At 61.5% G+C, this 24,875-nt stretch carries 22 protein-coding genes and 1 tRNA gene; 12 read left to right on the top strand and 11 right to left on the bottom strand.

All coding sequences use genetic code 11. The annotated features are described in order from the left end of the window. Positions 1-184: 184 nt before the first annotated feature. The 5 genes from ACTHLA_RS07265 to gph form a co-directional block, all read right to left on the bottom strand. The gene (locus tag ACTHLA_RS07265; RefSeq protein ID WP_440186696.1) at positions 185-1,123 is read right to left on the bottom strand and encodes a hypothetical protein; all 939 of its coding nucleotides are present in this window, start codon (positions 1,121-1,123) and stop codon (positions 185-187) included. Between the two features lie 100 nt (positions 1,124-1,223). After that, entirely contained in the window at positions 1,224-2,333 is a 1,110-nt protein-coding gene (locus ACTHLA_RS07260) for a flagellin N-terminal helical domain-containing protein (RefSeq protein WP_440186694.1), read from the bottom strand. An 87-nt stretch (positions 2,334-2,420) separates the two neighbouring features. Next, positions 2,421-4,127 carry a DUF6538 domain-containing protein gene (locus ACTHLA_RS07255; RefSeq protein ID WP_440186692.1) on the bottom strand — a complete coding sequence of 569 codons (1,707 nt, stop codon included), beginning with the start codon at positions 4,125-4,127 and terminating at the stop codon, positions 2,421-2,423. Between the two features lie 37 nt (positions 4,128-4,164). Continuing rightward, positions 4,165-4,239: transfer RNA gene (locus ACTHLA_RS07250), tRNA-Val, on the bottom strand. A gap of 74 nt (positions 4,240-4,313) precedes the next feature. Then, a complete protein-coding gene (gene gph / locus ACTHLA_RS07245; RefSeq protein WP_440186690.1) occupies positions 4,314-4,985 on the bottom strand; it encodes a phosphoglycolate phosphatase in 672 nt (223 codons plus the stop codon). A 95-nt stretch (positions 4,986-5,080) separates the two neighbouring features. Here gph and glmU point away from each other — a divergent pair, with 95 nt between their 5' ends. The 5 genes from glmU (at position 5,081) to ACTHLA_RS07220 (ending at position 11,541) form a co-directional block, all read left to right on the top strand. Next, entirely contained in the window at positions 5,081-6,439 is a 1,359-nt protein-coding gene (gene glmU, locus ACTHLA_RS07240) for a bifunctional UDP-N-acetylglucosamine diphosphorylase/glucosamine-1-phosphate N-acetyltransferase GlmU (protein ID WP_440186688.1), read from the top strand. Further along, complete coding sequence (gene rpiA / locus ACTHLA_RS07235) at positions 6,436-7,128, top strand: ribose-5-phosphate isomerase RpiA (RefSeq protein WP_440186686.1); 693 nt, start codon at positions 6,436-6,438, stop codon at positions 7,126-7,128. Before glmU ends, rpiA begins: the two co-directional genes overlap by 4 nt. 216 nt (positions 7,129-7,344) lie before the next feature. Continuing rightward, on the top strand, positions 7,345-8,721 hold the full coding sequence (gene gorA / locus ACTHLA_RS07230) for a glutathione-disulfide reductase (RefSeq protein WP_440186684.1): 1,377 nt from the start codon (positions 7,345-7,347) through the stop codon (positions 8,719-8,721). Further along, on the top strand, positions 8,718-10,043 hold the full coding sequence (locus ACTHLA_RS07225) for an O-antigen ligase family protein (RefSeq protein WP_440186682.1): 1,326 nt from the start codon (positions 8,718-8,720) through the stop codon (positions 10,041-10,043). Before gorA ends, ACTHLA_RS07225 begins: the two co-directional genes overlap by 4 nt. A 124-nt stretch (positions 10,044-10,167) precedes the next feature. Further along, on the top strand, positions 10,168-11,541 hold the full coding sequence (locus ACTHLA_RS07220; RefSeq protein ID WP_440186680.1) for a class II 3-deoxy-7-phosphoheptulonate synthase: 1,374 nt from the start codon (positions 10,168-10,170) through the stop codon (positions 11,539-11,541). Here ACTHLA_RS07220 and ACTHLA_RS07215 read toward each other — a convergent pair. Together ACTHLA_RS07215 and ACTHLA_RS07210 are read right to left on the bottom strand one after the other, a co-directional pair. Beyond that, positions 11,538-12,776 (bottom strand): glycosyltransferase 87 family protein, encoded by a 1,239-nt coding sequence (locus ACTHLA_RS07215; protein WP_440186678.1) that lies wholly within the window; start codon positions 12,774-12,776, stop codon positions 11,538-11,540. The genes ACTHLA_RS07220 and ACTHLA_RS07215 overlap by 4 nt on opposite strands. A gap of 4 nt (positions 12,777-12,780) precedes the next feature. Next, positions 12,781-13,956, bottom strand: a complete 1,176-nt coding sequence (locus tag ACTHLA_RS07210; protein ID WP_440186676.1) for a hypothetical protein — start codon at positions 13,954-13,956, stop codon at positions 12,781-12,783. A 205-nt stretch (positions 13,957-14,161) separates the two neighbouring features. On the opposite strand from ACTHLA_RS07210, the gene ACTHLA_RS07205 reads away from it, so the two are divergent. Beyond that, positions 14,162-15,319, top strand: coding sequence for a glycosyltransferase (locus tag ACTHLA_RS07205; RefSeq protein ID WP_440186674.1), 1,158 nt, complete (start codon positions 14,162-14,164; stop codon positions 15,317-15,319). Between the two features lie 33 nt (positions 15,320-15,352). Here ACTHLA_RS07205 and ACTHLA_RS07200 read toward each other — a convergent pair whose 3' ends face one another. Beyond that, positions 15,353-15,844, bottom strand: coding sequence for a glycine zipper 2TM domain-containing protein (locus ACTHLA_RS07200; RefSeq protein WP_440186672.1), 492 nt, complete (start codon positions 15,842-15,844; stop codon positions 15,353-15,355). 205 nt (positions 15,845-16,049) lie between these two features. Then, positions 16,050-16,598, bottom strand: a complete 549-nt coding sequence (locus tag ACTHLA_RS07195; protein ID WP_440186670.1) for a hypothetical protein — start codon at positions 16,596-16,598, stop codon at positions 16,050-16,052. A 160-nt stretch (positions 16,599-16,758) separates the two neighbouring features. Here ACTHLA_RS07195 and ACTHLA_RS07190 point away from each other — a divergent pair, with 160 nt between their 5' ends. The 5 genes from ACTHLA_RS07190 (at position 16,759) to ACTHLA_RS07170 (ending at position 22,423) form a co-directional block, all read left to right on the top strand. Continuing rightward, on the top strand, positions 16,759-17,997 hold the full coding sequence (locus ACTHLA_RS07190) for a class I SAM-dependent RNA methyltransferase (protein ID WP_440186704.1): 1,239 nt from the start codon (positions 16,759-16,761) through the stop codon (positions 17,995-17,997). Positions 17,998-18,007: 10 nt separating this feature from the next. Next, complete coding sequence (locus ACTHLA_RS07185; protein ID WP_440186668.1) at positions 18,008-18,691, top strand: glycosyltransferase; 684 nt, start codon at positions 18,008-18,010, stop codon at positions 18,689-18,691. Between the two features lie 56 nt (positions 18,692-18,747). After that, entirely contained in the window at positions 18,748-20,169 is a 1,422-nt protein-coding gene (locus ACTHLA_RS07180) for an HD-GYP domain-containing protein (RefSeq protein WP_440186666.1), read from the top strand. A gap of 94 nt (positions 20,170-20,263) precedes the next feature. After that, positions 20,264-21,628, top strand: a complete 1,365-nt coding sequence (locus ACTHLA_RS07175) for an MATE family efflux transporter (RefSeq protein WP_440186664.1) — start codon at positions 20,264-20,266, stop codon at positions 21,626-21,628. A 30-nt stretch (positions 21,629-21,658) separates the two neighbouring features. Next, positions 21,659-22,423 (top strand): SDR family NAD(P)-dependent oxidoreductase, encoded by a 765-nt coding sequence (locus tag ACTHLA_RS07170; protein WP_440186662.1) that lies wholly within the window; start codon positions 21,659-21,661, stop codon positions 22,421-22,423. Here ACTHLA_RS07170 and ACTHLA_RS07165 read toward each other — a convergent pair. Beyond that, positions 22,420-22,749, bottom strand: coding sequence for a YnfA family protein (locus ACTHLA_RS07165; protein WP_440186660.1), 330 nt, complete (start codon positions 22,747-22,749; stop codon positions 22,420-22,422). The genes ACTHLA_RS07170 and ACTHLA_RS07165 overlap by 4 nt on opposite strands. Continuing rightward, on the bottom strand, positions 22,746-23,657 hold the full coding sequence (locus ACTHLA_RS07160) for a cobalamin biosynthesis protein CbiG (RefSeq protein WP_440186658.1): 912 nt from the start codon (positions 23,655-23,657) through the stop codon (positions 22,746-22,748). The genes ACTHLA_RS07165 and ACTHLA_RS07160 overlap by 4 nt, the downstream gene beginning before the upstream one ends. Positions 23,658-23,843: 186 nt before the next feature. Between ACTHLA_RS07160 and ACTHLA_RS07155 the strand changes: the two genes are divergently transcribed. Next, positions 23,844-24,791 (top strand): Gfo/Idh/MocA family protein, encoded by a 948-nt coding sequence (locus ACTHLA_RS07155; protein WP_440186656.1) that lies wholly within the window; start codon positions 23,844-23,846, stop codon positions 24,789-24,791. Positions 24,792-24,875: the final 84 nt, after the last annotated feature.

Raw genomic sequence — 24,875 nt, 5'->3', positions numbered from 1 at the left:
CTGAGATGGCGATTACCAAAATCGTCGAAAAAGCATGGCTCATGACCGTCTTCCAACCCTTACTGGATAAGGCCGCGCGGCGGCCCTGTCACGTCCACCATTCCTCCCCAAAATCATCGCAAAATGATCTCAAACCGTTGTGTTTTAACGGTTCTGATCATCTGCACCCCACTGTCTCCACACATCATCCCGATGCTTGTGCGGGTGGAGTGTTCCGCAAGGGGTATTCCATTAAGAAAGTAAAGTATTCAAAATATCCCTTCTCAATTATTTCATTTATAAATTCAAACTTTGGTTCATCGATTAACTTGTAGTAGAATGGACTATTTTTTGGAAATCCATCGTTTGAAATTTTTTCAATTTCAATAATAGGTGCCCCTGAAAATATAGATATGTATTTGAAATTCCATTTTGTGTTGTCATACAGCCAAGAGGCAATGTGGAGCTGATCCTTACTCGGCAGAATTTTTATTTTCTTTAAATATTTCTTGAAAAATTCTATATCACCAATGTTTTCTCTGCCGAGCTTAGCAAAGAAAAGCCATTCCGCACGTGCTGAAAATGTTGTTGTAGGTAGATGTTCCTTTTCAAGGCTGCGGGGGTCCAAGGTAAATATCTCCGATCCATGCTTACAGATAAAAAAATGATCGAGATTCTTTCTAGACATGTCGGTGGGTGTGCTGTGATATGTCGTCGTCGAATGGTCTGAAATAATTTCAGTCAAACGGAAGAATGTATTAAAATTTCTTCGAACTAGAATAGTAATTTTTTGTCTATAAGAAGATTCTCCTTCTGTATCGTATGACGCTGGTTCAACAGGTGAATTTTTATATAATTCTCCGGCGGCTTTGTAAAAGCACGGATGCTTTTCCCAATGAGGCCATAAGCTGTCAAACCATACTTTGCTGCCGTAATCATTTTGGAAATAATAAACTTTTTTACCGCAAATGCGACATGTCGCATTTGGGTTTATGAATGAGTCGGAGTTCCGAGGAAGGAAATGGCCTTCTCTCGGAGGGATATAACCGGCTCCACCTGACCGGTTCCAATCCACTCGGCGGACCTTGTGCCCCTCGACCCAACTTCCATTGCGCACATGTCCTCTTCTAAAAAACTCGGTCATCTCGCCTTTGCCTTCAAATAGTAGACATCCATAGACCTAATTTGCCCACGGATATCCAATTGCGCTTGAAAGTCACCTCATACGAATATTGCACGGCAACCTATTTAAAGAGGTCCAAAATCCATTTGGGCTGGGAATTTGCAATCGAAAGGCTCTGCGTTGCCAGTGCTTGTTGCACCTGCTGAGCCTGTAATTTGGCGCTTTGCGTCGCCATGTCTGCGTCCACTAGATTGCCAATACCGCTAGTCAATTGATCTTGCTGGGACGTAGCATCCTTTATGCTTTGGTCGATTAAATTTTGCTTTGACCCGATTGCCTGCGCCGCATCCATGACAGATTGTTGAGCGGAATTTATTGCGGTTAGGACACTTTTTGGGTTCGTCCAATCCAGAGCGGACAACCCGATGGCTTGACTGCGCAAATCCCACGAACCGAGACTAATCGAGTTTCCCGACGGATCGGAGAGAACACTCACGGGTGGCGCACCGGCTCCCAAAGCACCCACGCCGAAATATCCTGTCGCCGGGTTGAATGTGAAGTAGACCGTTCCCGCGGGTAGAGGGGGGGTGACGTTCCAATCAACGTGCTGGTCGCCGTTTCCAGATGGATACATGGCCGGGGTTGAAATTGACGTAATAGCGCCACCTGCATCCGCGACATGCCAAGCCGAGGTGACGTTTGATCCAAAGGGTGCCCAAGCGCCCAACGCAGCAAAACCTTGGTCAAGATGTAAGCTAAGTGTGGGGCCGGATTGTTGCAAGGAGCTAACTTCGCCCGCAACGGCGCTGCCGCTCCTGTTCAGAAGGTTTTCACCGTCGAACGATGAGGCATTCACAGACTGATCCATCTGTCCGATGAGGGTCTGCATCTCATTTTGAATCGTAGTTCGGCTCTGGCTGTCGAGCGACGTATCGTTCAGGCTTACTGCGTCCTTTTGAAGTTTGAGAAGTACGTCCTGAATATTTCCGATAGCGCTGGCGGCAACATCCAAAATAGACTTACCACGTGACAAACTACCTTGAACTGCTGACCAACTGTCACGCTCCGCCCTTAAATGTTGGGCAATTGCGTAAGTCGCGCCATTGTCTTTCGCAGACGACACTTTTAGTCCAGTGGAAACCTGTTTTTGAGTTTCCAGTAAGGACTTATTACTGGCATTTAGCGACTGAGCCGCGAGCAAGGCGCTATTATTGGTAAGAATCGACGCCATAATGAAATTCGACCTTCGAAGAATCGATAGGTGGTATCATTACACGCGGGACGCGATATGCAACCAAGCATTGACTCGCAACCTGAATTAGAATGCGTTTTTTTGAACGATGCACGGAAGAATTAGCATGGGAAAGGCCAAACGGTCCAAGGCGGCCCTCAACGCTGCAACGCTATGACCGTTGCCATAAAATGACGAGGCCACCGACATTCTCGCACCTTGGTCTGCCCAACCTCCGAGCGCTAGGCCGATCTCGTGATCCAAACCAGATGCACGAAGCGCGTCACGAAAGCAGTGTCTAAAAGAATGGAAGCTGGTTCGAGCGTTATTCGCCCCGCAGCTTTTCAGGAACCTCGCGAACCACTTGGAAAATGGGTCGCTATAATATCCGGTCGTGCTCAATGTCAGTTCCGGGAACAGCTTCTTGCCGTTTTTACGCCGCTGTTCGGCGACATAATCCATGAATCCAATTTCGATTAGCTTGGCGTGGACTGGCACGATCCGACGGCTGCTTATGGTTTTCAGCTTTTTGTCATCGCGCCCACGGATGCATTCCGTGTTGACCGAGAAGCACGAGATGCCTTCAATCTCGACGATATCCTTGACATCAAGTTGGCAAATCTCATTCAGGCGCATCCCGCTATACAAGGCGATAAGGGGTATCCAGAAGCGACCCCGGCGTGGATGCGCATTTCCGGGCGTCGCGTAGCCCGCTTCATCGTTCTGACATCCACGATACAATGGCGCATTGAAAATGCGGTTCAGTTGGTCATTGCTGAATGGATGCCGTTTGTCGCGAGGATGGACATCATCGTTCAGTTGAAGTCCCCGGAACGGGTTGCGATCAACCCATCCTTCATTGATGGCGAAATTCAGCAGCGTGGAAAGTTTGATGATGTAGTCATTGACCGATTTGGCGCTCAGCAGGGGGTATCGCCCGGTGCGGCCTTTCTCCGCGGCTTGCCGGTAGTCCAGCTTTGGGAACCGCTTCTTCGCATTGGATGGAATCCATTTCAGCATAGCCACGATGTCGCGCGCACACTGGCGATCATAATCGGCAATGACCTTAGCTTTGCCTTGCACCGCCTCGGCGATCTCGACGGCATTCCAATAACTTGACGCCGCCTTTGCCGACCGGTTCTTGGTAGGATCGGACAGGAACACCTCGCACACCTCTCTCAAAGTCTTCCCAGAAGGCTTTGCGGCGAAGCTGGGAGGCGAGGGGGCTGCTACCCTTTCTGGGGCCACGACTGGCGGTGAAGCCGCCACATCGCCTTCTGTGTGGCTTGTGAGCCATCTTTCGAAATCGGCAGCCACGATGCGCGCCTTGCGCGCCGCTTCAAGGCATCGTCCCGTTCCTAATGATCTGACGAACTCCTTGCGGCCGACGATCCCATGAAGCGATTTCGGGACGCTCAAACGAACGTAGTAGGTCGTGCCCCTGACGATCAGGCCCGCTCTGCGGGATCGTCTCCCCAACGATCTGGGGCGAGCTTCTGGTTTTGAAGCCTTCCCGGATGGCTTTCCAAAAAGCTTTCCGGAGCGTTCTCGCAAGCGTTTAAAATCGTCAGTGTTCTGATCGTTCTCGCCATCCTTTTCTGGAAGGGTGGATTCGCATGATTGGAACACAGAATCGGTACAAAGAATCGGTACAGCCGAAAGGCTGTTAGTCCTTGATTCTATTAAGGGATTCTCTCTTCCTCGATCATCAAATCGGAACACTCCACCCGCACAAGCATCGGGATGGTGTGTGGAGACGATGAGGTGCGGATGATCAGAACCGTTAATAAACAACGGTTTGAGATCATTTAGCGATGATATTGGGGAGGAATGGTGGACGTGACAGGGATTGAACCTGTGACCCTTCGCGTGTGAAGCGAATGCTCTCCCGCTGAGCTACACGTCCTGAACCGGTGCGAGGGGCGTGCTATTAGCGCGGGGCTGGCGCGCTGGCAAGCCGGTTTTTCGCAAAACTGTGGATCAGATCAGCTTTGCGACCGCGTCGGATAACTGATCGAAGCCGTCGAGCAGGGCGTCGGGATAGAGTTCGCCGAGCGGGCGTTCGCTATAGCCATGCGTGAACAGCACCGACGGCACATGCGCGTTGCGCGCGGTCAGGTGATCGGTTTCGGAGTCGCCGACCATGATCACGCGCTTCATGTCGCCCTCCATGGCGCTGACCGCCGCGATCAGGTGGTCGGGCGAGGGCTTCTTGTTCGGCACGACATCGGCGCCTCTGACGGCGCCGAAACGGCCCGACAGGCCCATGCGGCTCAACAGTTCGACCGCAAGATAGTTATGCTTGTTGGTGCAGACGCAAAAACGCGCGCCCGCCGCCGCCAGCGTATCGAGCGCAGCCTCCATGCCCGGATAGGGCCGGGTCAGCTCGTTGATATTGCGCTCATAATGTTTGAGCATCAGGTCGAGCAGCGGCTTTTCCTGCTCTGGCGCCAGCGGCGCTCCGGCCAGGGCGAAGGCGCGGCGGAGAAGCTCCATCGCGCCGCGACCGATCAGCGGGCGCGCGTCGTCGAGATGGTAGGGCTGCACGCCCTGTTCATGCAGCACCTTGTTGAGCGCGCCGATAATGTCCGGCGCGCTGTCCACCAGAGTGCCGTCCAGATCGAAGGCGATGATGTAGCCGCTCAAGTCCATTTTTGCCGCCCGCTCCATATTTCCGTCGAATTCGCCGATCAATTGGGCTAAATCGCCTGACGACGCAAGCTGTAGACGCCGAAAAGAGTCGCCCTATGACCGAAAACTCCCCGCAAAGCCGCGCCGCCGTGATTCTGGCCGCAGGTCAGGGTACACGGATGAAATCCCCGCTGCCCAAGGTGCTGCATAAGGTCGGCGGGCGCTCGATGCTCGACCGCGCCATCGACGCGGCGCAGGGCGCGGGCTGCGACCGCGTGATTGTGGTGGTGGGAAATCACAGCCCCGAGGTGCGCGTCGCCGCCGAAAAGCGCGTCGGGGCCGACAATGTCGTCACGCAGGATCCGCCGTTGGGCACCGGCCATGCGGTCAATGCGGCGAAGCATGCTCTGGCCGCATTTGACGGCGCAGTGATCGTTTCCTACGCCGATACGCCTCTGGTCAGCGCCGAGGTGCTGGGTAAGGTGTTCGAGCTGGGCCGCCGCGCCGATCTGGCGGTGCTGGGCTTTGAGGCCGCCGATCCGGGCGCTTACGGTCGCCTCGCGCTGGATGGGGATCAGTTGGAGGCGATTGTCGAGGCGCGCGAATGCACGCCGGAGCAGTTGAGCATCACCGCCTGCAATTCCGGCATACTGGCCTGCGACCGCTCCGTGCTGTTCTCTTTGCTGGCCGAGGTCAAGAACGACAATTCCAAGGGCGAATACTATCTGACCGACGTGGTGGGGCTGGCGCGTCATCGCGGGTTGACGCCGCGTGTCTGTTTCGCCAGCGAAGACGACGTGCTGGGCGCCAATTCGCAGGCCGAACTGGCGGTGGCGGAGCGGGTCTGGCAGGACGGCGTACGCCGACGTTTTATGGATGCAGGCGTGCATATGCCTGCGCCGGAAACCGTGTTTTTTTCGTGGGATACGCAGGTGTCTTCAGGCGTTACCATCGAACCGAACGTGGTGTTCGGCGCAGGCGTTGCCATTGACACGGGCGCGGTCATCCGGGCGTTTTCGCATCTGGAGGGCGCGCATGTCGGCGAGGGGGCGCAGATCGGCCCCTATGCGCGTCTGCGTCCCGGCGCCGACATCGGCAGGGACGCGCATATCGGTAACTTCGTCGAAGTCAAGAATGTCGCGATCGGCGCGGGCGCCAAGGCCAATCATCTCAGCTATCTGGGCGACGGATCGGTCGGGGCGAGCGCCAATATCGGGGCGGGGACGATCTTCTGCAATTATGACGGCTATTTCAAATATAAGACCATTATCGGCGAAAGGGCGTTTATCGGCTCCAATTCGTCGCTGGTGGCGCCGGTGACGATCGGCGACGGCGCGATGACGGCGTCCGGGTCGGTGATCACGCGCGACGTAGCGCCGGGGGCTATGGCGATTGCGCGCGGCCAGCAGGCGGACAAGCCGGGCTGGGCGACGGCGTTCAGGGCGCAGAAATCTGCGGAAAAGGCGGGCAAATGACTTCCGACGAGCAAAAGAAGGCCGTGGGCGATGCCGCCATGCGGTATATTAAGGACGGCATGAAGGTCGGCCTCGGCACCGGTTCGACGGCGGCCTGGTTCGTCAAAGCCATCGCGCAGGGCGTCCAGGACGGCATGAAGCTGACGCTCGTTTCAACCTCTGTGCAGACAACGCAACTGGCGCAAAGCCTTGGCCTGAGCATCAAGGACATCATCGATGTCGGGACGCTCGACGTCTGCGTTGATGGCGCCGACGAGGTCGGGCCGGGACTGGCCCTGATCAAGGGCGGCGGCGGCGCTTTGCTGCGCGAAAAGCTGATCTGGGAGCAGGCCAAAACCTGCGTGGTCATCGCCGATGCGGGCAAGGTGGTCGATACGCTCGGAAAATTCGCCCTGCCGGTCGAGGTCGAGCCGTTCGCGCATAAGGGCACGGTGAACCGGATCAGCGACGTGCTGGCCGAGTTCGATATCGCCATGCTGCCGGTGCTGCGGAAAAAGGACGGCCAGCCCTTTGTCACCGACGGCGGTAATCTTATATTCGATATCGCCTGCGGGCGGATCGAAGACCCGGTGGGGCTGGCGCATGCGCTCAAATCGGTGACCGGCGTGGTCGATCACGGGTTGTTCCTCGACCTGGCCGAGGTCGCGCTGATCGGCGGCCCGGACGGCGTCAAGACGTTGGAGCCGTAAGTCGTATTGACCGCGAAAAGCACGAAAGAACACGAAAAGGCGGGCAGAGATGCTTGCATTAATAACAGCAAAAAAGACTTGGCGGTAAAGCCCCCGTTAAATGTCAGGCGTTTTCTCAGAGCGCCGACCAGGTTCTCAAGCCCTTTCGTGTCCTTTCGTGCTTTTCGTGGCCAAAAACCTTTATAATCCAAGGCGCGAGCGCGCCCGGAGTAAGCTATGACCAAGTACGACTATGATCTGTTCGTGATCGGCGCCGGTTCCGGCGGGGTGCGGGCGGCGCGGCTGGCGGCGCAACTCGGCAAGAAGGTCGCCGTGGCCGAGGAGGACCGTCCCGGCGGCACCTGCGTGCTGCGCGGCTGCGTGCCGAAAAAGTTCATGGTCTATGCCTCCGAAGTCCCCGAACAGATCGACTATGCGCGCGGCTTCGGCTGGGACGCGCAAGCGGGAAGCTTCGACTGGAACGCCTTTCGCGACCGCAATCAGGCCGAACTGACGCGGCTGTCGCAGATCTATTCGGCTAATCTGGTCAAGGCGGGGGTTGAGATCGTCAACGCCCACGCCGCCTTTGCGGACGCGCATACGCTTGTTTTGACCACGAAGTCGGGCGGCCAGCGCCGCGTCACCGCCGACACCATCCTGATTGCGGTCGGCGGCTGGCCCTTCCTGCCGCAGCACTGCCCGGGCGTGGCCGAGCACGGCCTGACCTCGAACGACATGTTCCTGCTGCCGGAACTGCCGAAGACCATGGCGATTGTTGGCGGCGGCTATATCGCGGTCGAATTCGCCGGCATCATGCACGGCCTCGGCGTCGATGTGACTCTGCTCTATCGCGGCCAGAAGATCCTGCGCGGCTTCGACGACGAGGTGCGCGATCATCTGAGCAACGAGATGACCCTGCGCGGCGTCAAGATTCATACCGAATGCGACCCGGTCAAGCTGCATCTCGATGAAAAGGGGCGCACCGTAGTTACGCTCAATACCGGCGGTACGGCGACCTTCGACAAGGTGCTGTACGCTTCCGGGCGCAAGCCCAAGACCGAAGGGCTCAATCTCGACGCCCTCGGCATCAAGCCGGACGTGCACGGCGCCGTTCCGGTCGATCCGTTCTCGCGCACCGAGGTGGAGAATGTTTACGCCATCGGCGACGTCACCAACCGCGCCAATCTGACGCCGGTGGCGATCCGCGAAGCGATCGCCTTTGTCGAGACGGTCTATAAGGCCAATCCGACCGCCTATGATCACGAGAACATCCCGACCGCTGTGTTTTCGCAGCCGCAGATCGGCACGGTCGGCCTGACCGAAGCCGAAGCGGTTGAGAAGGGCATCGAATTCGACGTCTATACGACGCGCTTCAAACCGATGAAGACCAGCTTTGTCGGCGGGAACAGCCGCATCTTCATGAAGCTGATCGTTGAGCGCAAAAGCGATGTCGTGATCGGCGTCCATATGGTCGGCGGCGATGCGGGCGAGATCATCCAGCTTGCCGGGATCGCCGTGAAGGCGAAACTGACCAAGGCGCAATGGGACGCGACCTGCGCCGTGCATCCGACCGCCGCCGAAGAACTGGTGACGCTGAAGGACAAACGCGCATGAGAGACAGCGCCGGTTTACTGACCGCCGATCGCAACCACAGCCTGTGGCGGCGCGTTCATGACGGCTATACGCCGTGGCTGCTGCGCCTCAGCGCTGCCTTCCTACTGTTGTTCGCCTTTTTCGCACCGGACAAAATGGCGCTGCTGACCTTCCTGATGGGGGCGCTGTTGCTGGGGCAGATACGCTCCATCGGCGTCATGTGGGCGCCGGCGGCCTGTTTCGGCCTGCTGTTGCTATTGGGGTTCGCGCGCTCGGACTTTATCGATTATGTGCGCCAGGGCATGAGCCTCGGCGCGGCCTATCATAAGTCGCTGCGCTATTTTCAGGCGCCGATGTTTGAATGGGTCGCCTGCTGGGCCGCGATTATGGCGGCGTGGCGTTTGCCGCCGGAGCGCAGTTTCGGACCGGTGCGTTGGCTGATGTGGGCGTTCGCCGCGCTGGCCGTGATTCAGTTGTTGGACACTGTGTCCTTCATGGGGCTGCGCAACGCGATCAACAACCAGTATTTCGGCGGAAACCGCCCGGAAATGGTCGTGGTGCTGGTGTCCGACTCCAACGCCGTGCTGATGTTCCTGTTCTGGCCGATGGCCTATCACCTGGTTCAGACGCGCAACTATGCTGTTCTGTGGGGCGCGGCGGCGGCGATTATCGGCTGCGCCTTTGTGGTCGACACCAATGCGCAGGTTCTGGCCATGCTGGCCTCAGCCGTGGTCTTCTTCGTCGCCAAATACTGGCCGTGGCGCGCCGGTCCGGTCAAGCCGGAGCGTGTTCTGGCCGTTCTGGCCGGCGGCGCCGTTCTGGCCTTTCCGCCGCTGATCGTCTGGCTGATGCGGTCCGGTCTGGCGCACAAGATCGAGACGGACCTGCTGCCGTCCTGGGCGGCGCGTATCGACATCTGGAGCTTTGCGGCGGGCAAGGCGCTGCAAAAACCGGTCTGGGGCTGGGGCTTTGAGGCGTCGCGCAATTTCGAGCCCATTATTCCCGACCACCCGCACAACATGTCCTTGCAGGCGTGGCTGGAACTGGGCCTGCCGGGCCTAGTTCTGCTGGCGGGCTTCTGGTTCAGCGTCTTCTGGATGCTGAAAGGGTCGGGCGAGAACGCGCCCGCGCGCAGCAACGACCTGATCGAAATCGGCGCGGAAAACGTCGTCGCGCCTGCAGTCCGCGATCCGCAACCGTACTGGCTGGCCGCAGCGACGGTCTTTTACCTGATCAACACCATCAGCTATGGCGTCTGGCGCGACTGGCTCTATTCGACCGGCGCCCTGGCGGTCATCGTCGGCCTGCTGGCGGTTCGCGCCGCCAGAAAGCCACAGACATAAGGTTGCAAATTAAACAACAACTTGTTCCCTTTAAAGCTGATTTTATATCCCTACATAAGCAATCTGTGTTAAGGCGTCGGCTTTTCCGGTTGAGCCACAGCCGGGCGTGAGTATAGATAGTCAGATGAAAAAGATGTGGACCCCCAAGGACTGGCGCCAGTTGCCGGCCCTGCATATGCCGAACGATTACCCTGACGCGCAGGCCCTGAGCGCCGCAGAAGCCGAACTGGCGCAACTGCCGCCGCTGGTCTTCGCCGGTGAAGCGCGTCGCCTGACCTCGGCGCTCGGCAAGGTCGCCAAGGGCGAGGCGTTTCTGCTGCAAGGCGGCGACTGCGCCGAAAGCTTCAAGGAATTCTCGGCGGACAATATCCGCGACACCTTCCGTCTGATCCTGCAAATGGCGGTCATCCTGACCTTTGCGGGCGGCAAGCCGGTCGTCAAGGTCGGCCGCATTGCGGGCCAGTTCGGCAAGCCGCGTTCGTCGGCGACCGAGACCATTGGCGACGTGACCCTGCCCAGCTATCGCGGCGACAATATCAACGGCATGGAGTTCACGCCTGAGGCGCGCCTGCCGGACCCGCAGCGCCTGATCAAGGCCTACCATCAGTCGTCGGCGACGCTGAACCTGCTGCGCGCCTTTGCGAACGGCGGCTATGCCGACCTCTACAATATTCACAAGTGGACGCTCGGTTTCGTCACCGGCAGCCCGCAGGGCGAGCGCTATCGCGAACTGGCCGACAAGATCTCCGAGACGCTGAACTTCATGTCGGCCATCGGCATTTCGTCCGAAAGCCAGCAGGAGGTGCGTCAGGTCGATTTCTTCACCTCGCACGAAGCCCTGCTGCTCAATTTCGAACAGGCGATGACGCGCGTCGATTCGACGTCGGGCGACTGGTACGACACTTCGGCGCACATGCTGTGGATCGGCGAGCGCACGCGGCAACTGGACGGCGCGCACGTCAACTATATGAAGGGCATCAAGAACCCGATCGGCGTCAAGTGCGGCCCGACGCTGGAGCCCGACGATCTGAAACGCCTGATCGACGCTCTGAACCCCGACGCGATTCCGGGCCGCCTGACCCTGATCGGCCGCTTCGGTTCGGACAAGGTGGCGGAGCGCCTGCCGCGTCTGATGGCGGCGACCCGCGACCACGGCGTTCCGGTGGTCTGGTCGATCGACCCGATGCATGGCAATGTCGTCAAGGCCAATAACGGCTACAAGACACGCCCGTTCGACCGCATCCTCAGCGAGGTGCGCAGCTTCGTCGATATCGCGGCGGCGGAAGGCGTACATCCGGGCGGCATGCACCTGGAGATGACCGGCCAGAACGTCACCGAATGCACGGGCGGCGCCTTTGCGCTCAGCGAGGACGAGTTGAGCATGCGTTATCACACGCATTGCGACCCGCGTCTCAACGCCGATCAGGCGCTGGAGCTGAGTTTCCTCGTCGCCGAAAGGCTGCACAATCTGAAGGTCAAGGCGCGCGCCGCGGCCTAAACGCCTGCACCCTGCAATATCGCTTTGAAAACGCCCGGAAGCCCTTCCGGGCGTTTTTGCGTCATTGCGATGCGCACGGCGACGGCCAGCAGCATCAGCCAGTAGATGAACAGTGTGACGGGCGAGCGCGCGAACGACTTGATCTCGAAGATGTTGGTCAGCACGTCCACGCCCAGGATCAGGGTGAAGCCCCAACTCATCGCCCAGAAGAAGCGCTTTCCAAGACCTTGCGACGCCATAACCACAATGGCCATCAGCGGCGCCAGCGCCATCATGTCGTAATCCATCAGGCGCGGATTGAGCAGTTGCGCCATCCCAAGCCCGATAGCGACCCGGCTCATGGCGTCTTTGCGGCTTTCCGCCAGAATCCAGCCCGCCAGCAGGGTCGTCAGCATCAGCAGCGCGACCAGCACAAGGGTCAGGTGATCGCCCGGCGGCAGGCCCAGCCAGTTCAGCCAGCCGAAATAGCTGACGCCCGGCTGCTGCGTCATGACGATGATGTTGAGCGTCCGGCGCCAGTCGTCGCCGAAGGTTCCAGCGGTCAGCATCTCGGCGGCGATGGCGCAGAGGCCAAGCGCGCTGGTCAGAACGGCGCCGCCGAGGCGATGCGGCAAGGGGCGGCGCTCGAACAGCAGAACGACCAGATAGGTCAGCATGACCGGCTTGATCAGGGCGGCCAGAACCACCATGAGCACGAATGGCCACCTCTTGGGCCGCTGTGCGTCCGCCAGCCACATAACCGCCGTCGCCGTGATCAGCGCGTGCAGGATCAGGCCGATATTACCGCAGGCATAGACGCTGCCGACGATGGCGGCCAATGTCATCAGCCGCAGCCGCCATGGCGCGTCCTTCACCGGCGTCAGCACCGCATACCACAGCAGGTAGCCCATCGCGATCAGGCTGGGGATCCACCATACCAGCCGCGCCACGCCCAGTCCCCAGGCCGACATAGGCGCGAAGACCTGCGCCACCTGCGGCGCATAGACATAGACGGCGGGCCAGGTTCCGGCGCATGCCGGATGCAGATCGTAGGGCGACAGGCCGCGCCGCACATGGTCGGCGCCGCAGATCAGCGCATCGAAATCGTTGAGCCACCAGCCATGTTTGCGCAGGCGGGCGATCAGATTGCCGACAATCGGTAACAGAAAAAACAGGGTGAAGGCGACCCGCCGCCAGCGCGTCTGCGTAATGCGGTCGAGACAGGCGATGGCGTCGTCGCGGAGCGTGGTCAGCATGATCTCACCCATTCACCACATTGCCGATCGGGCGCAGATACCGCAGACCCAAAGCGCCCGCCGCCCACATGAGGTAGAGCGCAAAGCCGAGCAGGGCCAGCGGCGTCGTCACGCTCGCCATTTCGCTCAGACCGCCACCCAGGCACAGGCAGCACAGGGCCAGAATCACCGCATCGCCGCGCGGGGTTACGCCCGCCGCCGTGGCGCGGCTGGCGACGATCAGCAGGCCCGGCCCCAGCAGGAAGACATCCTCGCTCATCAGGCGGGGAATCAGCAGCACAGCCAGACTGAAGCCCAACCATAAGCGTTCGCGGCGGTTCAGCGCCAGCATCTGGGCGAGGGCCAAACCTGCGCTGGTCAGCGCGCCTGCGTAAAGGACATAGCCGATCTTGGCCGCCAGTGAGGCGGGCACGAATCCCGCCAGTTGCAGCCAGCCGAACCAGGCGTTTCCGGGTGTTTCATCATAGACAAAATGCGACAGCAGCGACATCCATTGCTGCGCCAAATCGCCGCCGTTCAGCGCGAAGATCAGGCTGGGCGCAAGCCCCGCCGCAACGCCGCCGACCAGCATGCCGAGGCGCTTGCGCCACGACAGATCGGCCACCAGAACCAGCGCCAGATAGGTCAGAAACACCGGTTTCACCCACGCCGCCAGCACGATGACGGCGACCAGCAGCCAGGGCGCGCTTTCCAGCCAGGCCAGCGCCGCCAGCAGAACGCCGCCGTGCAGCAGCACGGCGATATTGCCGCCCATAAAGGCGCTGCCGCTCAGAAAACTCAGGAAGGGAATTTGCACGCGCGCGTCGCTTACGGGCGCCAGACGCAGCGGCGTCAGCACCAGAGCCGCCGTGGCGATCAGATAAAGTCCCAGATATAAAAAGAAAAATCCCGGAAGGCTGAACAGGGTCTGCAAGGCGCCCGCCGCTTGCGCCACACCGGGCAGATACACGAAACTGGCGGCATGCATGCCTGGACAGGTCAGGTTGAGGTCATAGATTGGCTGCCCCGTCAGCGCCTTCTGCCCGGCGCAGGCGACCGCCTCATAATCGGTGAACCACAGCTTCGAGCGCATCAGCTTGGCCGCCACGCCCAGAACGGGCGGCAGGGCGAACAACCAGATGGCGTGACGGGCTAAGGTGGGCGAGATCGGAGGCGCGAAAGGCGGGAGGCGTTTAAACATTGTCTTCCGTCGTTGAAAGCGATAAAGGAGCGGGCTTCGCTTATCGCCGCTTAACGGGCGGGTTCGACGGTAGTTTGACCGGCGTGTTTCAGGTCTGGCGCCAATTGCGGCGCGCCGATCATAGAATCGCCACCGTTCGTCCTTTTAAGCGACGCTGAAGCGGCGGCGCCGGATGGGACCGGCCCGCTCGTCGGGGAGTACTTATTTGGCCGATACCGAATTTCGCGCGGACGCAGACGCGCCCGATCTGAGCCTGATCATCTGCACGCTGAACGAAGGCGTCGCCATTCGCGGGGTGATCGAGGAAATTTCCGACACATTGCGCGGCATAAGCCACGAGATCATCGTCGTTGACGACAACTCCGCCGACAACACGGCGGATGAGGTCATGGCGGTCGCCGCGCAACGCCCCAATGTCCGTCTGCATGTGCGCGTCGGAGAGCGCGGCCTGTCCTCGGCGGCGATCAAGGGCTGGGACATCGCCCACGGTCGTTATCTGGGCGTCATGGATGGCGACGGTCAACACGATCCGCACGCGATCCGCGCCCTGGCCGAAATGATCATGCAGGGCGACAAGGATCTGGTCTGCGTGTCGCGTTATCTGGGAACGACGGAAACCGGCCTGTCCGGCATCCGCGATCTTGGCTCCAAGGCGGCGACCTACGCGACCGGACTGGTGCTGAAAGTGCCTCTGTCCGATCCGATGAGCGGCTGCTTTTTAATGACGCGCGATTATTATCTGTCGGCGCGGCCCAAGCTGACCGGGATCGGCTTTAAAATCCTGCTCGACATCGCCGCCTCGGCGCCGAAAAAGCCGCGCTTCGGCGAGGTCAAGGCGGCGCTGCGCCAACGTCAGGGCGGTCAGTCCAAGCTGGACCTGCGCGTGGTGGCCGATCTCGGCGCCCTTCTGATCGAAAAGGCGACCAAGGGCGTGCTGCCCGCGCGCTTCGTTTTGTTCGCAGGTGTCGGCGTCACCGGCGTCTTCGTCTATGCGGCGGTCCTGATCGCGTGCCACTATCTGCTGAAAAGCAGTCATGGGGCGCCGATCTACCGTTACCAATACCGGCTCGACGACATTATCAGCTACAGTCTGGCCATCTGGATTTCGATGACCTGGAACTTCTTTCTCAACAATATCCTGACCTTCCGCGACAAGCGCCTCAAGGGCTGGCGGGTGTTTCAGGCCCTGCTGGGCTTCTATGTCGCCTGTTCGCTGGGCGCCCTGTTAAGCCTGGCCTTGTCGATGTTCATGAAGGATCATCTGCATATCCACTGGCTCGTGGCGGGCGTGAGCGCGGCGCTGATCAGTTCGATCTGGAACTATTACGGCGCCAAACTCCTGTCCTGGCGCGATAAGAAATAACCAAAAGGCCCCGGTTGTCCGGGGCCTTTTTCTTTACCAGCGATCATAGCGCTCATAATGTTCGTGATGTTCTTCGCGTTCATGGCGTTCATGGCGCTCATGACGCCAATCGTCGCGGCGACGATCATAGCCATCATAGCCATAGTCATAGCTGCGGCGCGGTTCGACATAGACGCGCTCATAGCTGTAGCTGCGATAGGCCGGGCGGTAGTAGCCCTGATTGTAGCTTTGCCGATAACCGCTTTCGCGATAGCCATAGCCGTCATAATAGCAGTCGGTATTGTTGCGCGCGATCGACGAACCGATGGCCGCGCCTGCGACGGCGCCGACCGCCGTGCCCGCGCCGCGGTCATGACGACCGGAGGCGGCGTTGCCTATGGCCGCGCCCGCCAGAGCGCCGACAATGGCGCCGGTGGTTCCGTTCTCGCTGCGGCGGTAGCAGTCCGCTGAGGCGACGGCGGGGATGGCGGCGGCGACTCCGGCGGCGGCCAGGGTCGCGATGGCGAAGCTATGCAGGGTCTTCATAGGGACATCTCCTAAATTTTCATCTTCGTATCGTCTCGTATCCGGGGCCTTGTTCCGGATCATGGCCTTAACTATAGCGGCGCCAATCTGAACGGGATTTGAGCGGCGCGTTCATCTTCGTTCATGTCGCGACTGACACAGACGGCGAAAAAAAAGACCGCCCATAGCAGGGGCGGTCAGTCGGTCGGGGGAGGAAGAGATACGCTTACCAGGGAAAATCGCTGCGCCGCGTGATCCAGCTTCGATAGTAGGATTGCGGCGAATAGGCGTAGCTTGGCGTATAGTCGCGCTGACGCGGATCGAGCTGGACATAGGCGTGACGCCCGCGCCAACCGTCGCCGCGCCAATCATCGATGCGATAGTAGCTGTAACGACCGCATCCGCACAGGTCGTAGCGACGCCAGCCATAAGACCGCACAGTCCGGGTGTGGACGCGACCGTCGCGCCAGCCGTCCTGTTCGCGCGCGCGATGGTCCTGCGGCGGCAGGCCGTCCCAGCGGTAATAACGGTCGGTCACATAATCATAACCGAGATAGCGACCGGCGTAAGGAACGCCGCTGTCGTCGCGGGCGTCGCCCTGACGCGCATAGTCGTCATCATTATAGGCGCGGTCGTAAGCGGTGGGGCGGGCGCGGTCATCGTCATAGGCGCCGTTATCCGGGCCATGACCCCAGCCGTAACCCTGTGCAATGGCCATGAACGGCGCAAGGCTCGCTGCGGTTAGGGTCAGGGCGAAAAGACGCAAACGTGGCATGGGAATCCCCCTCCAGTTGTTTCCATTATCGCCGAAAAATTGAAAAACCGGAATAGGGGGATGCGGTAAATTTATAAGTTTCCGATCAGGACGCGCGGCGGCGGGCGGTTGCGGTTTGCCCGTCGATAGGGTAAGCGGGCGGCTTTTCCGCATGGACCTCATGGACAGTTTCGATCTTGATATCGCGCGCGTCGGCTTTCAGGGCGACGGCCTGAGCGCGGACGGCCAGATCGTTCCGCTCGCCCTGCCGGGCGAGCGTGTGCGTGTGCGCCGGGGCAAGGAGCGTCTGGAGCTGCTCGACATTCTGTCGTCGTCGCCGCAGCGCGTGACGCCGCCTTGCCCGCACTATACAGCCTGCGGCGGCTGCGCTCTGCAACACTGGGACATGGCCGCCTACAGCGACTGGAAGCGCGAGGTCGTCATCGCCCACCTGCGCCGCGCCGGTCTCGACGCCGAAGTCGCGCCGATCTTCACCGTCCCGCCGCACAGCCGCCGCCGCGTCGGCCTGCACGCGCGCAAAAGCGGCAAGGCCGTGCAGCTTGGCTTCAAGGCGCGCCGGTCATGGAGCCTCGTCCCCATCGAGACCTGCGTGATCGCTGAGCCCGCCATCGTCGCAGCCCTGCCGATCTTGCGCGAACTGGCCGCGCCCCTGTTCGAGCATCCCAAGTCCGCGCCGATCCTGCACATCACGACATCGCTGACCGGCCTCGACATCGACATTTCCGGCGTCGAACGCAGCAAAAGCGGCGGCCTGTCGGCGGATGCGCGCATGCGCATCGCCATGATCGCGGGCGAGGCCGATCTGGCGCGCGTCACCATGGGCGACGACATTCTCTATCAGGCGCGTCCAGCCATGATCGCCTTCGGCAGGGCGCGCGTCGCTCTGCCCGCGGGCTCCTTCCTGCAAGCCAGCCGCGACGCCGAGATCGAGATGGCGCGTCGGGTCGGCGAGGGCGTCGCCGATGCGAAGCGCGTCGCCGACCTGTTTTGCGGCGCGGGCGCCTTCACCTTCCCGCTGGCCGAACAGGCGACGGTGCTGGCGCTGGACGGCGCCGCGCCCGCCGTCGCGGCGCTGAAAAGCGCCATCGCCTCGGCGCCGGGCCTCAAGACCATTACGGCGGAAGCGCGCGACCTGTTCCGCCGTCCGCTGCTGGCCGAGGAGATGAAGGGGCTGGACGCGGTCGTCTTCGATCCGCCGCGCGCAGGCGCCGAGGCGCAGAGCCGCGAGATCGCGCGCTCGAACCTGTCGCGCGCCGTGGCGGTGAGCTGCAATCCGGCCACCTTTGTCCGCGATGCCCAAATTCTGACCGAGGCGGGGTTTAAACTGGACACGGTTACGCCCATCGACCAGTTTCTGTGGTCCGCCCACCTCGAATTGGTCGCGGTCTTTTCCCGGTAAAGGTTGTCCGATGATTTCCGTCGTCATGCCCACGCTCAACGCCGAAGACACGCTGGCGCGCACCCTGTCGGCTCTGGTGCCGGGCGTGGTCGAGGGCCTGATCAAGGAGGTGATCGTGGTCGATGGCGGTTCGGACGACGCCACGCTGGAGATCGCCGATTCGACCGGCTGCGTAATCATCCACGGCGACGCCGAGCGCGGCCTGCAACTGTGGCAGGGCTGCCGCGCGGCGCGCGGCGACTGGCTGCTGATCCTGCATCAGGACTCGGCGCTGGGCGAGGGCTGGATGGAACAGGTGCAGGCCCATATCCGCGATTATCCGCTGCGGGCCGGGTATTTTCATCTCAGGTTCGACGATCCGTCCTGGCTGGTGGCTTTGTGGGCCGAGATGCTGGCTCTGCGTGCGCGCTGGCTGGCCATGCCCAGCGGCGACCACGGCCTCTTGCTGTCGCGCGCCCTCTATGACTGCACGGGCGGCTATAAGGATCAGGCGGCGTTTGAAGACGTGGCCCTGTCGATGGCGCTGGGCCGCGCGCGGCTGCGTCCCATGCCCGCCGCCCTGACCACCAGCGCCGCCCGCTTTCACGAGCGCGGCTGGGCGTTCGGCCTCGTCGGCAAGAGCTTCCGCTTTGTGCTGTATCTGCTCGGCATTCCGCCCAAACCTCCCGCTGGCCGCCGCCCTGTAAACGCGTAACGCGCCGTTAAAGCAAACAGGCTAGGGTAAAAGGCGACCAAAGAGGCCGTCTGACCATGCCGCCGAAACTGCCCGATATTGCGCCCGACCGCCTGAAGCTGTCAGAGCTGATCAGCGCCTTTTCCTATGCGCTCGACATTACCGAAGGCCAGCCGGAGGGCCATTGCGTCCGCTGCTGCTATATCGGCATGCACATCGGCGCCGAACTTGGCTTTACGCCGTCGCAGATGTGGGAGCTGTACTATGTCCTGCTGCTCAAGGATCTGGGCTGTTCGTCCAATGCGGCGCGCATCTGCCAGCTTTATATGACCGACGATCTGAGCTTCAAACGCGACTTCAAGGACATCGACACCGGCCTGTCCGACGTCCTGGCCTTCATCCTGTCCCACACCGGCCTGAAGGCGGATCTGGCCGAGCGTTTCCGCGCCGTGGCGAACATCTTCAAGAACGGCGGCGAGATTTCACGCGAGCTGATCGAGACGCGCTGCACGCGCGGCGCCGATATTGCGCGCAAGCTGCGCTTCCCCGAAGCGGTCGCTATCGGCATTCGCGATCTGGACGAACACTGGGACGGACGCGGCCAGCCGCAGGGGCTGCGCCAGCGCGACATATCGCCCTATGCGCGCGTGGCGCTTTTATGCCAGTGCGCCGATGTTTTTTACACCAGCCGCGGTCGCGACGCGGCCATGCGCGAGATTCTCAAACGCTCCGGCATCTGGTTCGAGCCGGAAGCCGCCGACGCCTTTTTCGAGGTCTGCGCGCGCGACGGCTTCTGGGAGGGGCTGGCGGCGCCCGATCTGATGCAGAGGGTGCAGGCTATGGAGCCTGCTCATGACGAGGTCGTGCTGGACGAGGACTATCTCGACGACATCGCCATCGCCTTCGGTCAGGTGGTCGATTCCAAAAGCCCCTACACAGCCGGTCACTCCTCGCGCGTCGCGCTTTACGCCGACATGATGGCCGAGGTCATGGGCCTGGACGCGCAAAAGCGCCGCTGGCTCAAGCGCGGGGCCTTGCTGCACGATGTCGGCAAGCTGGGCGTGTCCAATGCGATTCTCGATAAGCCCGGTCGGCTTGACGAAGCGGAATGGACACAGATGCAGGCCCATGCGCTTTATACCGAAACCATCCTGTCGCGCATCGGCGCCTTCGCCGAACTGGCGCGCATCGCAGGCGCCCACCATGAGCGGCTGGACGGCAAGGGCTATCCGCACGGTCTGGCGGGCGACGATATCAGTCTTGAAACGCGCATCATCTCAACGGCGGACTTCTTCGACGCCCTGACCGCCGACCGGCCTTACCGCGCGGCCATGCCGATCCGCAAGGCGCTGGACATCATCGCGGACAGCGTCGGCGACGCCATCGACCCGGCGTGCTTTGAGGCGCTGCAACTGGCGATCGACCGGATCGAGACCGACGCTCAGGCCGGAACCATCGCTTTTGACGCCGCCGAGCATCCGGTGAACAAGGTCGCCTAGCGCGTCGCCCAGCGCGTCGCCCAGCGCGTTGCCCAGCGCGTTGCCATGAGACGGCGTCTAGGCAAATGTGATCACATCGGATACAAGCGCGGGCATGACATCCCGGTTGCACATAACCCCCGAAACGAGGGCGGCGTTCGCCGCCCTTTTCCGACTCTCGTGGCCGGTGGTGATGTCGCGCCTCGGCATCATGCTGATGTCGCTGCTCGACACCATTGTGGTCGGCCAGACCTCGACGGCGGAACTGGGCTTTCTGATGCAGGCGCAGTCGCTCTACTGGGTGTTCGGCCTGACCTGCATGGGCCTTCTTATGGGCGTGCAGGTCAAGACCGCGCACTTTATCGGCTCCGGCGACGAACATCGCGTCGGGGCGGTCTTCCAGCGTGGTCTCGGCTATGCGCTGACGCTCGGCCTCGGCTTCATGACCCTGCTGCTGCTGATCGGCCCGCCGTTCCTGCGCGCCACCGTCCAGCCGGAGATTGCGCAGGGCTCGCACCTGCCGCTGATCCTGTTCGCCGCCTCCATGCCGGTCTTTCTGTGCGGCGCAGTCGCCTCGCAGTTTCTCGAAGCGCTGGGCCGGACGCGCGACGTGCTGATCGCCACCCTGCTGGCCAATGCGCTCAATATCGTCCTGCTGTTCGTGCTGGTTCCCGGCCACGCGCATATTTTCGGCGTCAGCTTTCACGGCGCGATGGGGGCGGCGACGGCGACCCTGATCGCGCGCACGGCGCAGGCCATCGGCATGTTGCTCTATGTGATCTGGCTGCCCGCCGCCAGACCCTATGGCCTGAAGGATAAACAGCCGGACGATCACGCCGCCGCCGTTGAACAGCGCCATATCGGCTACGCCACCGGCGCGGCCTATTTCATCGAGGTCGCGGCGTTTGGCGGCATGACCGTGTTCGCCGGCCATATCGGCGAGGACGCCGCGGCAAGCTGGGCGATCCTGCTCAACTTCGCCAGCGTGGTCTTCATGGTGCCGATGGGCCTGTCGGCGGGCTGTTCGGTGCTGGTCGGGCGGGCCTTCGGCGCGGGCGACCGGGAAGGGCTGGCGCGCACCGGGCGGGTCAGCTTTATCTCGGCGGGCGCATTCATGATGCTTGTGGTGGTGAGCGTCCTGCTGTTTTCCGGCGTTCTGACGCGCTTCTACACCCACGATCAGCAATTGATCCCGGTGGTGCAGGAAGGGCTTTTGCTGTCCTGTCTGTTCTTCATCCCCGACGGTTTGCAGGTCGTGGCGGCGCAGGCCCTGCGCGCGCGCAAGGATATCCTGGCCCCGACCGTCATCCATTATGTCTCCTATGGCGCGATCATGCTGCCGCTCGGCTTCCTGTTCAGCCTGACTTTCGGCCTCGGCGTGCCGGGACTGGTGCTGGCTATCGCCGTGGCGTCGCTGATTTCCGGCGTCTTCCAGACCGGACGCTTTTTATGGCTGGATAAGCGGCGCGCGCCGATCTAATAAGTACGATAATTAGACTCGGAGGATGCGATGCTGAATGACCTGAAGAAGAAACGCGTGCTGGTCACCGGCGCGTCCAGCGGCATTGGCGCCGCCGTCGCCAAGGGCTTCGCCCGTGCGGGCGCGAAGGTCGTCCTCCACTATAACAGCCGCAAGGATGAGGCCGAAGCCGTCGCCGCCGACATCCGCGCTTCGGGCGGCGAAGTCCATCTCATTCAGGCTGATCTTGGCGACCCGTCGCAGGCCGCGCCCATGGTCGCACAAGCGGCGGCGCAGCTTGGCGGGCTCGACATTCTGGTCAACAATGCCGGGGCGATGATGACGCGCACCCTGATGATGGACTGGACAGACGCTTTGTTCGACGAGGTGATGAACCTCAATGTCCGCTCGGTGCTGAACGCCACCCTGGCGGCGGCGCCTTATATGGAAAAGGCGGGCGGCGGCGCGGTCGTCAATCTTGGCTCGATTGCGGCCGTCAATGGCGGCGGCCCCGGCAGCGGCATGTACGCCAGCGCCAAGGCCTTCATCCACAATGTCACGCGCCACATGGCGACCGACCTCGCCAAGAAGAACATCCGCGTCAACGCCGTCGCGCCGGGCGTGATCAGGACGCCGTTCCATGACCAGACGCCGCCGGAACGCATGAAAATCATGCAGGCCAGCATCCCGATGGGTCGCCTCGGCGCGCCTGAGGATTGCGTCGGCCCCGTGCTGTTCTTAGCTTCGGACGCGATGAGCGGCTACATGACCGGCCAGATTCTCCACATCAATGGCGGTCAGTTCTACGGCGGTTAGGCGCCCCGGTGCGGCAATAGGATCATGGCTGCGCCGATCAGGCACAGGCTGAGCCCGCTCGCATCCCACAGGTCGGGGCGCTGCTTTTCGACCAGCCACAGCCAGCTTATCGAGGCGGCGATATAGATGGCGCCATAGGCGGCGTAAGCGCGTCCGGCGGCGCTCGACTCGATGAGGGTCAAAAGACCGGCGAAGACGAACAACGCTGCCGCGCCGGGCAACAGCCACAGCGGCGAGCGATGCAGCCGCACGACCATCCATGCGCTGTAGCAGCCCGCGATTTCGCACAGGGCGGCCAGCGCATAAAGGATCAGCGACCGGATCATGCTCCCAAAATCCAGCCTTCCTCCGTCACAGCGGCGGCCAGACCGGCCTCGTCCAGCTTCGGCGCAGCGAAGGCGTCGCCCAGTTCGCCCTTATCGTCCATTTCGGCCAGGGCGGTAGCGGCGGCGCGCACCTGAGCGGCGTCCCTGACCTCGCCGGTTTCGGGCTTGCCGCCAAACAGCGGCGGATGCGTCTCGGCGATCAGGGTCGCAACCCCGTCCAGCGCCTCGACATCAAGCGCGCCAAAGCCCGTCTCAAACGGCCAGATCTTCGCCGCGTCGCCCAGATCGTTGCGCAGAGTCCGTAAGGCCGTGATCCCCAGCATGGCCGTGCCGCCCGCCACGCCCGCGCCGTGCATCTGCCACAGGCTCTTGGGCTGCGCCGCCAGCGGCAGTTTACGCGCACGCACGGCCTCTTCGGTCAGGCGAAATTCGGGAAAATCGCCGTAGGAGTCCGGCTTGAGCGAAGCCAGCCACTTCTGCGCCGCCGATTTCGGGCAGCCCCAGAACGGGTAGGGCTGATCGGTCATCAGCCGGTTCATCTTGGCGGCGACCTGAAAGCGGTTATTCGTGTTGTCGGCCTTATCGACGATGTTTTTGGCGAGGAAGTCCCACATGGCGGACCACGCCGCGCCGGTCAGGCTCAGGCGCTGCGCCGCGCCGCGCGGGAAACCGAGCGGGAAGTTGACGCACAACAGGACGCGGTCGCCGCGCTTATGCAGATCGGCCAGCACCTCGCGCAAGACGCCCATGCCCGCAGCGCGCGTCGCCGGATTGTGCGCCTCATAGGACAGGCGAAAGCGCACGTCGCGCTTCATCACGCCGATCCACATCGAGGACTCGCCGGTCTTCTTGCCTTCGGCGGCGCTGTAATCGACCACGACGTATGCGCCAAACAGACGGGATGCCACGGAAACCTCCGGCGTTGCAGGGGAAGGGCGCGTACGGAGCGCGCATAAGATGGCCGCGCTTTTAACGCGAATGACCGCGCCGCAAAAGGGCATAATGGCCGCCGGCTTCGCCTTTGCACAATTTAAGCTTTGAACTCAACCGGCGAAGCTTGCTAATCAGGGGCCCCGGTTGCAGGAGTTTGAACGATGACGAAGATTCTCAGGGTCGGCGTGGCGGGCGCGGGCGTATTCGGCGGTTATCACGCCAACAAGTATCGCCAACTGCCCGATCTCGACTTCGTCGGCGTCTATGATCTCGACACGGAGCGCGCCGAGGCTCTGGCCGCGCAGCACGGCGTCAAAGCCTTTGGCGGTGACGATCTGGACGCCTTCCTCGCGCAGCTTGACGCCGTGACCATCGCGGCGCCCGCCTTCGCTCACGCCGACATCGCCGTGAAGGCGCTTGAGAAGGGCGTGCATGTCTACACCGAAAAGCCTCTGGCGATTGTCAGCGACGACGGCGCGCGCATGGTCGACATGGCGGCGGACAAGGGGCTGGTTCTGGCGTGCGGTCATCAGGAGCGCGCCGTGTTCGAGGCGATCGGGCTTTACGGCGCGCCGGAACGACCGCTGCGGCTGGAGGCGGTGCGCAATGGCACAGCGTCCACACGCAATCTCGACGTTTCGGTTGTGCTGGACCTGATGATTCACGATCTCGACCTGGCCATTTCGCTGGCGGGCGCGCATCCGGGCGGCCTGTCGGCCAGCGCGCGCTATAGCGAAGCTGAAGGCTATCAGGCGACCGGCGCCGATGAGGTGCTGGCCGATGTCGATTTCGACAATGGCGTTAAGGCGATCTTCCGCGCCTCGCGTATGGCCGAGGCGCGCGAACGCACCATGCGCATCGTCTATCCTCAGGGCGAGGTGAAGATCGACTTCCTGAACCGCACCTTTGAGAACACCACGCCTTTCAAACTCAATCCCGACTTCGCCGAGGCCGAGATCGCGCGCGATCCGCTGGGAACCAGCGTGTCGCGCTTCCTGTCCGCCGTGCGCGGCGAACGCGAAGCGCCGCTGTGTACGGGCGAAGAAGCCCTGCGCGCGCTCGACCTGGCGCTCGCCATCGACGCGGACGTGGCGGATATGCGGGGATAGGATTTCTACCGCTCGATGGCGTTGGATAAGGTAAGGGAACCACAGATTACGCAGATTGACACAGATTGTTCGTGAGGATTTTTA

This window comes from Asticcacaulis sp. (genome assembly GCF_051956075.1).
Lineage (GTDB): Bacteria > Pseudomonadota > Alphaproteobacteria > Caulobacterales > Caulobacteraceae > Asticcacaulis.
The sequence above is the reverse complement of the archived record's forward strand: the minus strand, read 5'-3'. Positions and strand labels throughout refer to the sequence as shown.

What these genes read in the sequence shown, in the direction of transcription:
- ACTHLA_RS07265 (WP_440186696.1), bottom strand. Translation starts at nt 1,123, where the DNA reads ATGACCGAGTTTTTTAGAAGAGGACATGTGCGCAATGGAAGTTGGGTC.
- ACTHLA_RS07220 (WP_440186680.1), top strand. Translation starts at nt 10,168, where the DNA reads ATGAAAAAGATGTGGACCCCCAAGGACTGGCGCCAGTTGCCGGCCCTG.
- ACTHLA_RS07170 (WP_440186662.1), top strand. Translation starts at nt 21,659, where the DNA reads ATGCTGAATGACCTGAAGAAGAAACGCGTGCTGGTCACCGGCGCGTCC.
- gorA (WP_440186684.1), top strand. Translation starts at nt 7,345, where the DNA reads ATGACCAAGTACGACTATGATCTGTTCGTGATCGGCGCCGGTTCCGGC.
- ACTHLA_RS07185 (WP_440186668.1), top strand. Translation starts at nt 18,008, where the DNA reads ATGATTTCCGTCGTCATGCCCACGCTCAACGCCGAAGACACGCTGGCG.
- ACTHLA_RS07200 (WP_440186672.1), bottom strand. Translation starts at nt 15,844, where the DNA reads ATGAAGACCCTGCATAGCTTCGCCATCGCGACCCTGGCCGCCGCCGGA.
- glmU (WP_440186688.1), top strand. Translation starts at nt 5,081, where the DNA reads ATGACCGAAAACTCCCCGCAAAGCCGCGCCGCCGTGATTCTGGCCGCA.
- ACTHLA_RS07180 (WP_440186666.1), top strand. Translation starts at nt 18,748, where the DNA reads ATGCCGCCGAAACTGCCCGATATTGCGCCCGACCGCCTGAAGCTGTCA.
- ACTHLA_RS07260 (WP_440186694.1), bottom strand. Translation starts at nt 2,333, where the DNA reads ATGGCGTCGATTCTTACCAATAATAGCGCCTTGCTCGCGGCTCAGTCG.
- ACTHLA_RS07215 (WP_440186678.1), bottom strand. Translation starts at nt 12,776, where the DNA reads ATGCTGACCACGCTCCGCGACGACGCCATCGCCTGTCTCGACCGCATT.
- ACTHLA_RS07210 (WP_440186676.1), bottom strand. Translation starts at nt 13,956, where the DNA reads ATGTTTAAACGCCTCCCGCCTTTCGCGCCTCCGATCTCGCCCACCTTA.
- ACTHLA_RS07225 (WP_440186682.1), top strand. Translation starts at nt 8,718, where the DNA reads ATGAGAGACAGCGCCGGTTTACTGACCGCCGATCGCAACCACAGCCTG.
- ACTHLA_RS07175 (WP_440186664.1), top strand. Translation starts at nt 20,264, where the DNA reads ATGACATCCCGGTTGCACATAACCCCCGAAACGAGGGCGGCGTTCGCC.
- rpiA (WP_440186686.1), top strand. Translation starts at nt 6,436, where the DNA reads ATGACTTCCGACGAGCAAAAGAAGGCCGTGGGCGATGCCGCCATGCGG.
- ACTHLA_RS07165 (WP_440186660.1), bottom strand. Translation starts at nt 22,749, where the DNA reads ATGATCCGGTCGCTGATCCTTTATGCGCTGGCCGCCCTGTGCGAAATC.
- ACTHLA_RS07155 (WP_440186656.1), top strand. Translation starts at nt 23,844, where the DNA reads ATGACGAAGATTCTCAGGGTCGGCGTGGCGGGCGCGGGCGTATTCGGC.
- ACTHLA_RS07195 (WP_440186670.1), bottom strand. Translation starts at nt 16,598, where the DNA reads ATGCCACGTTTGCGTCTTTTCGCCCTGACCCTAACCGCAGCGAGCCTT.
- ACTHLA_RS07190 (WP_440186704.1), top strand. Translation starts at nt 16,759, where the DNA reads ATGGACAGTTTCGATCTTGATATCGCGCGCGTCGGCTTTCAGGGCGAC.
- gph (WP_440186690.1), bottom strand. Translation starts at nt 4,985, where the DNA reads ATGGACTTGAGCGGCTACATCATCGCCTTCGATCTGGACGGCACTCTG.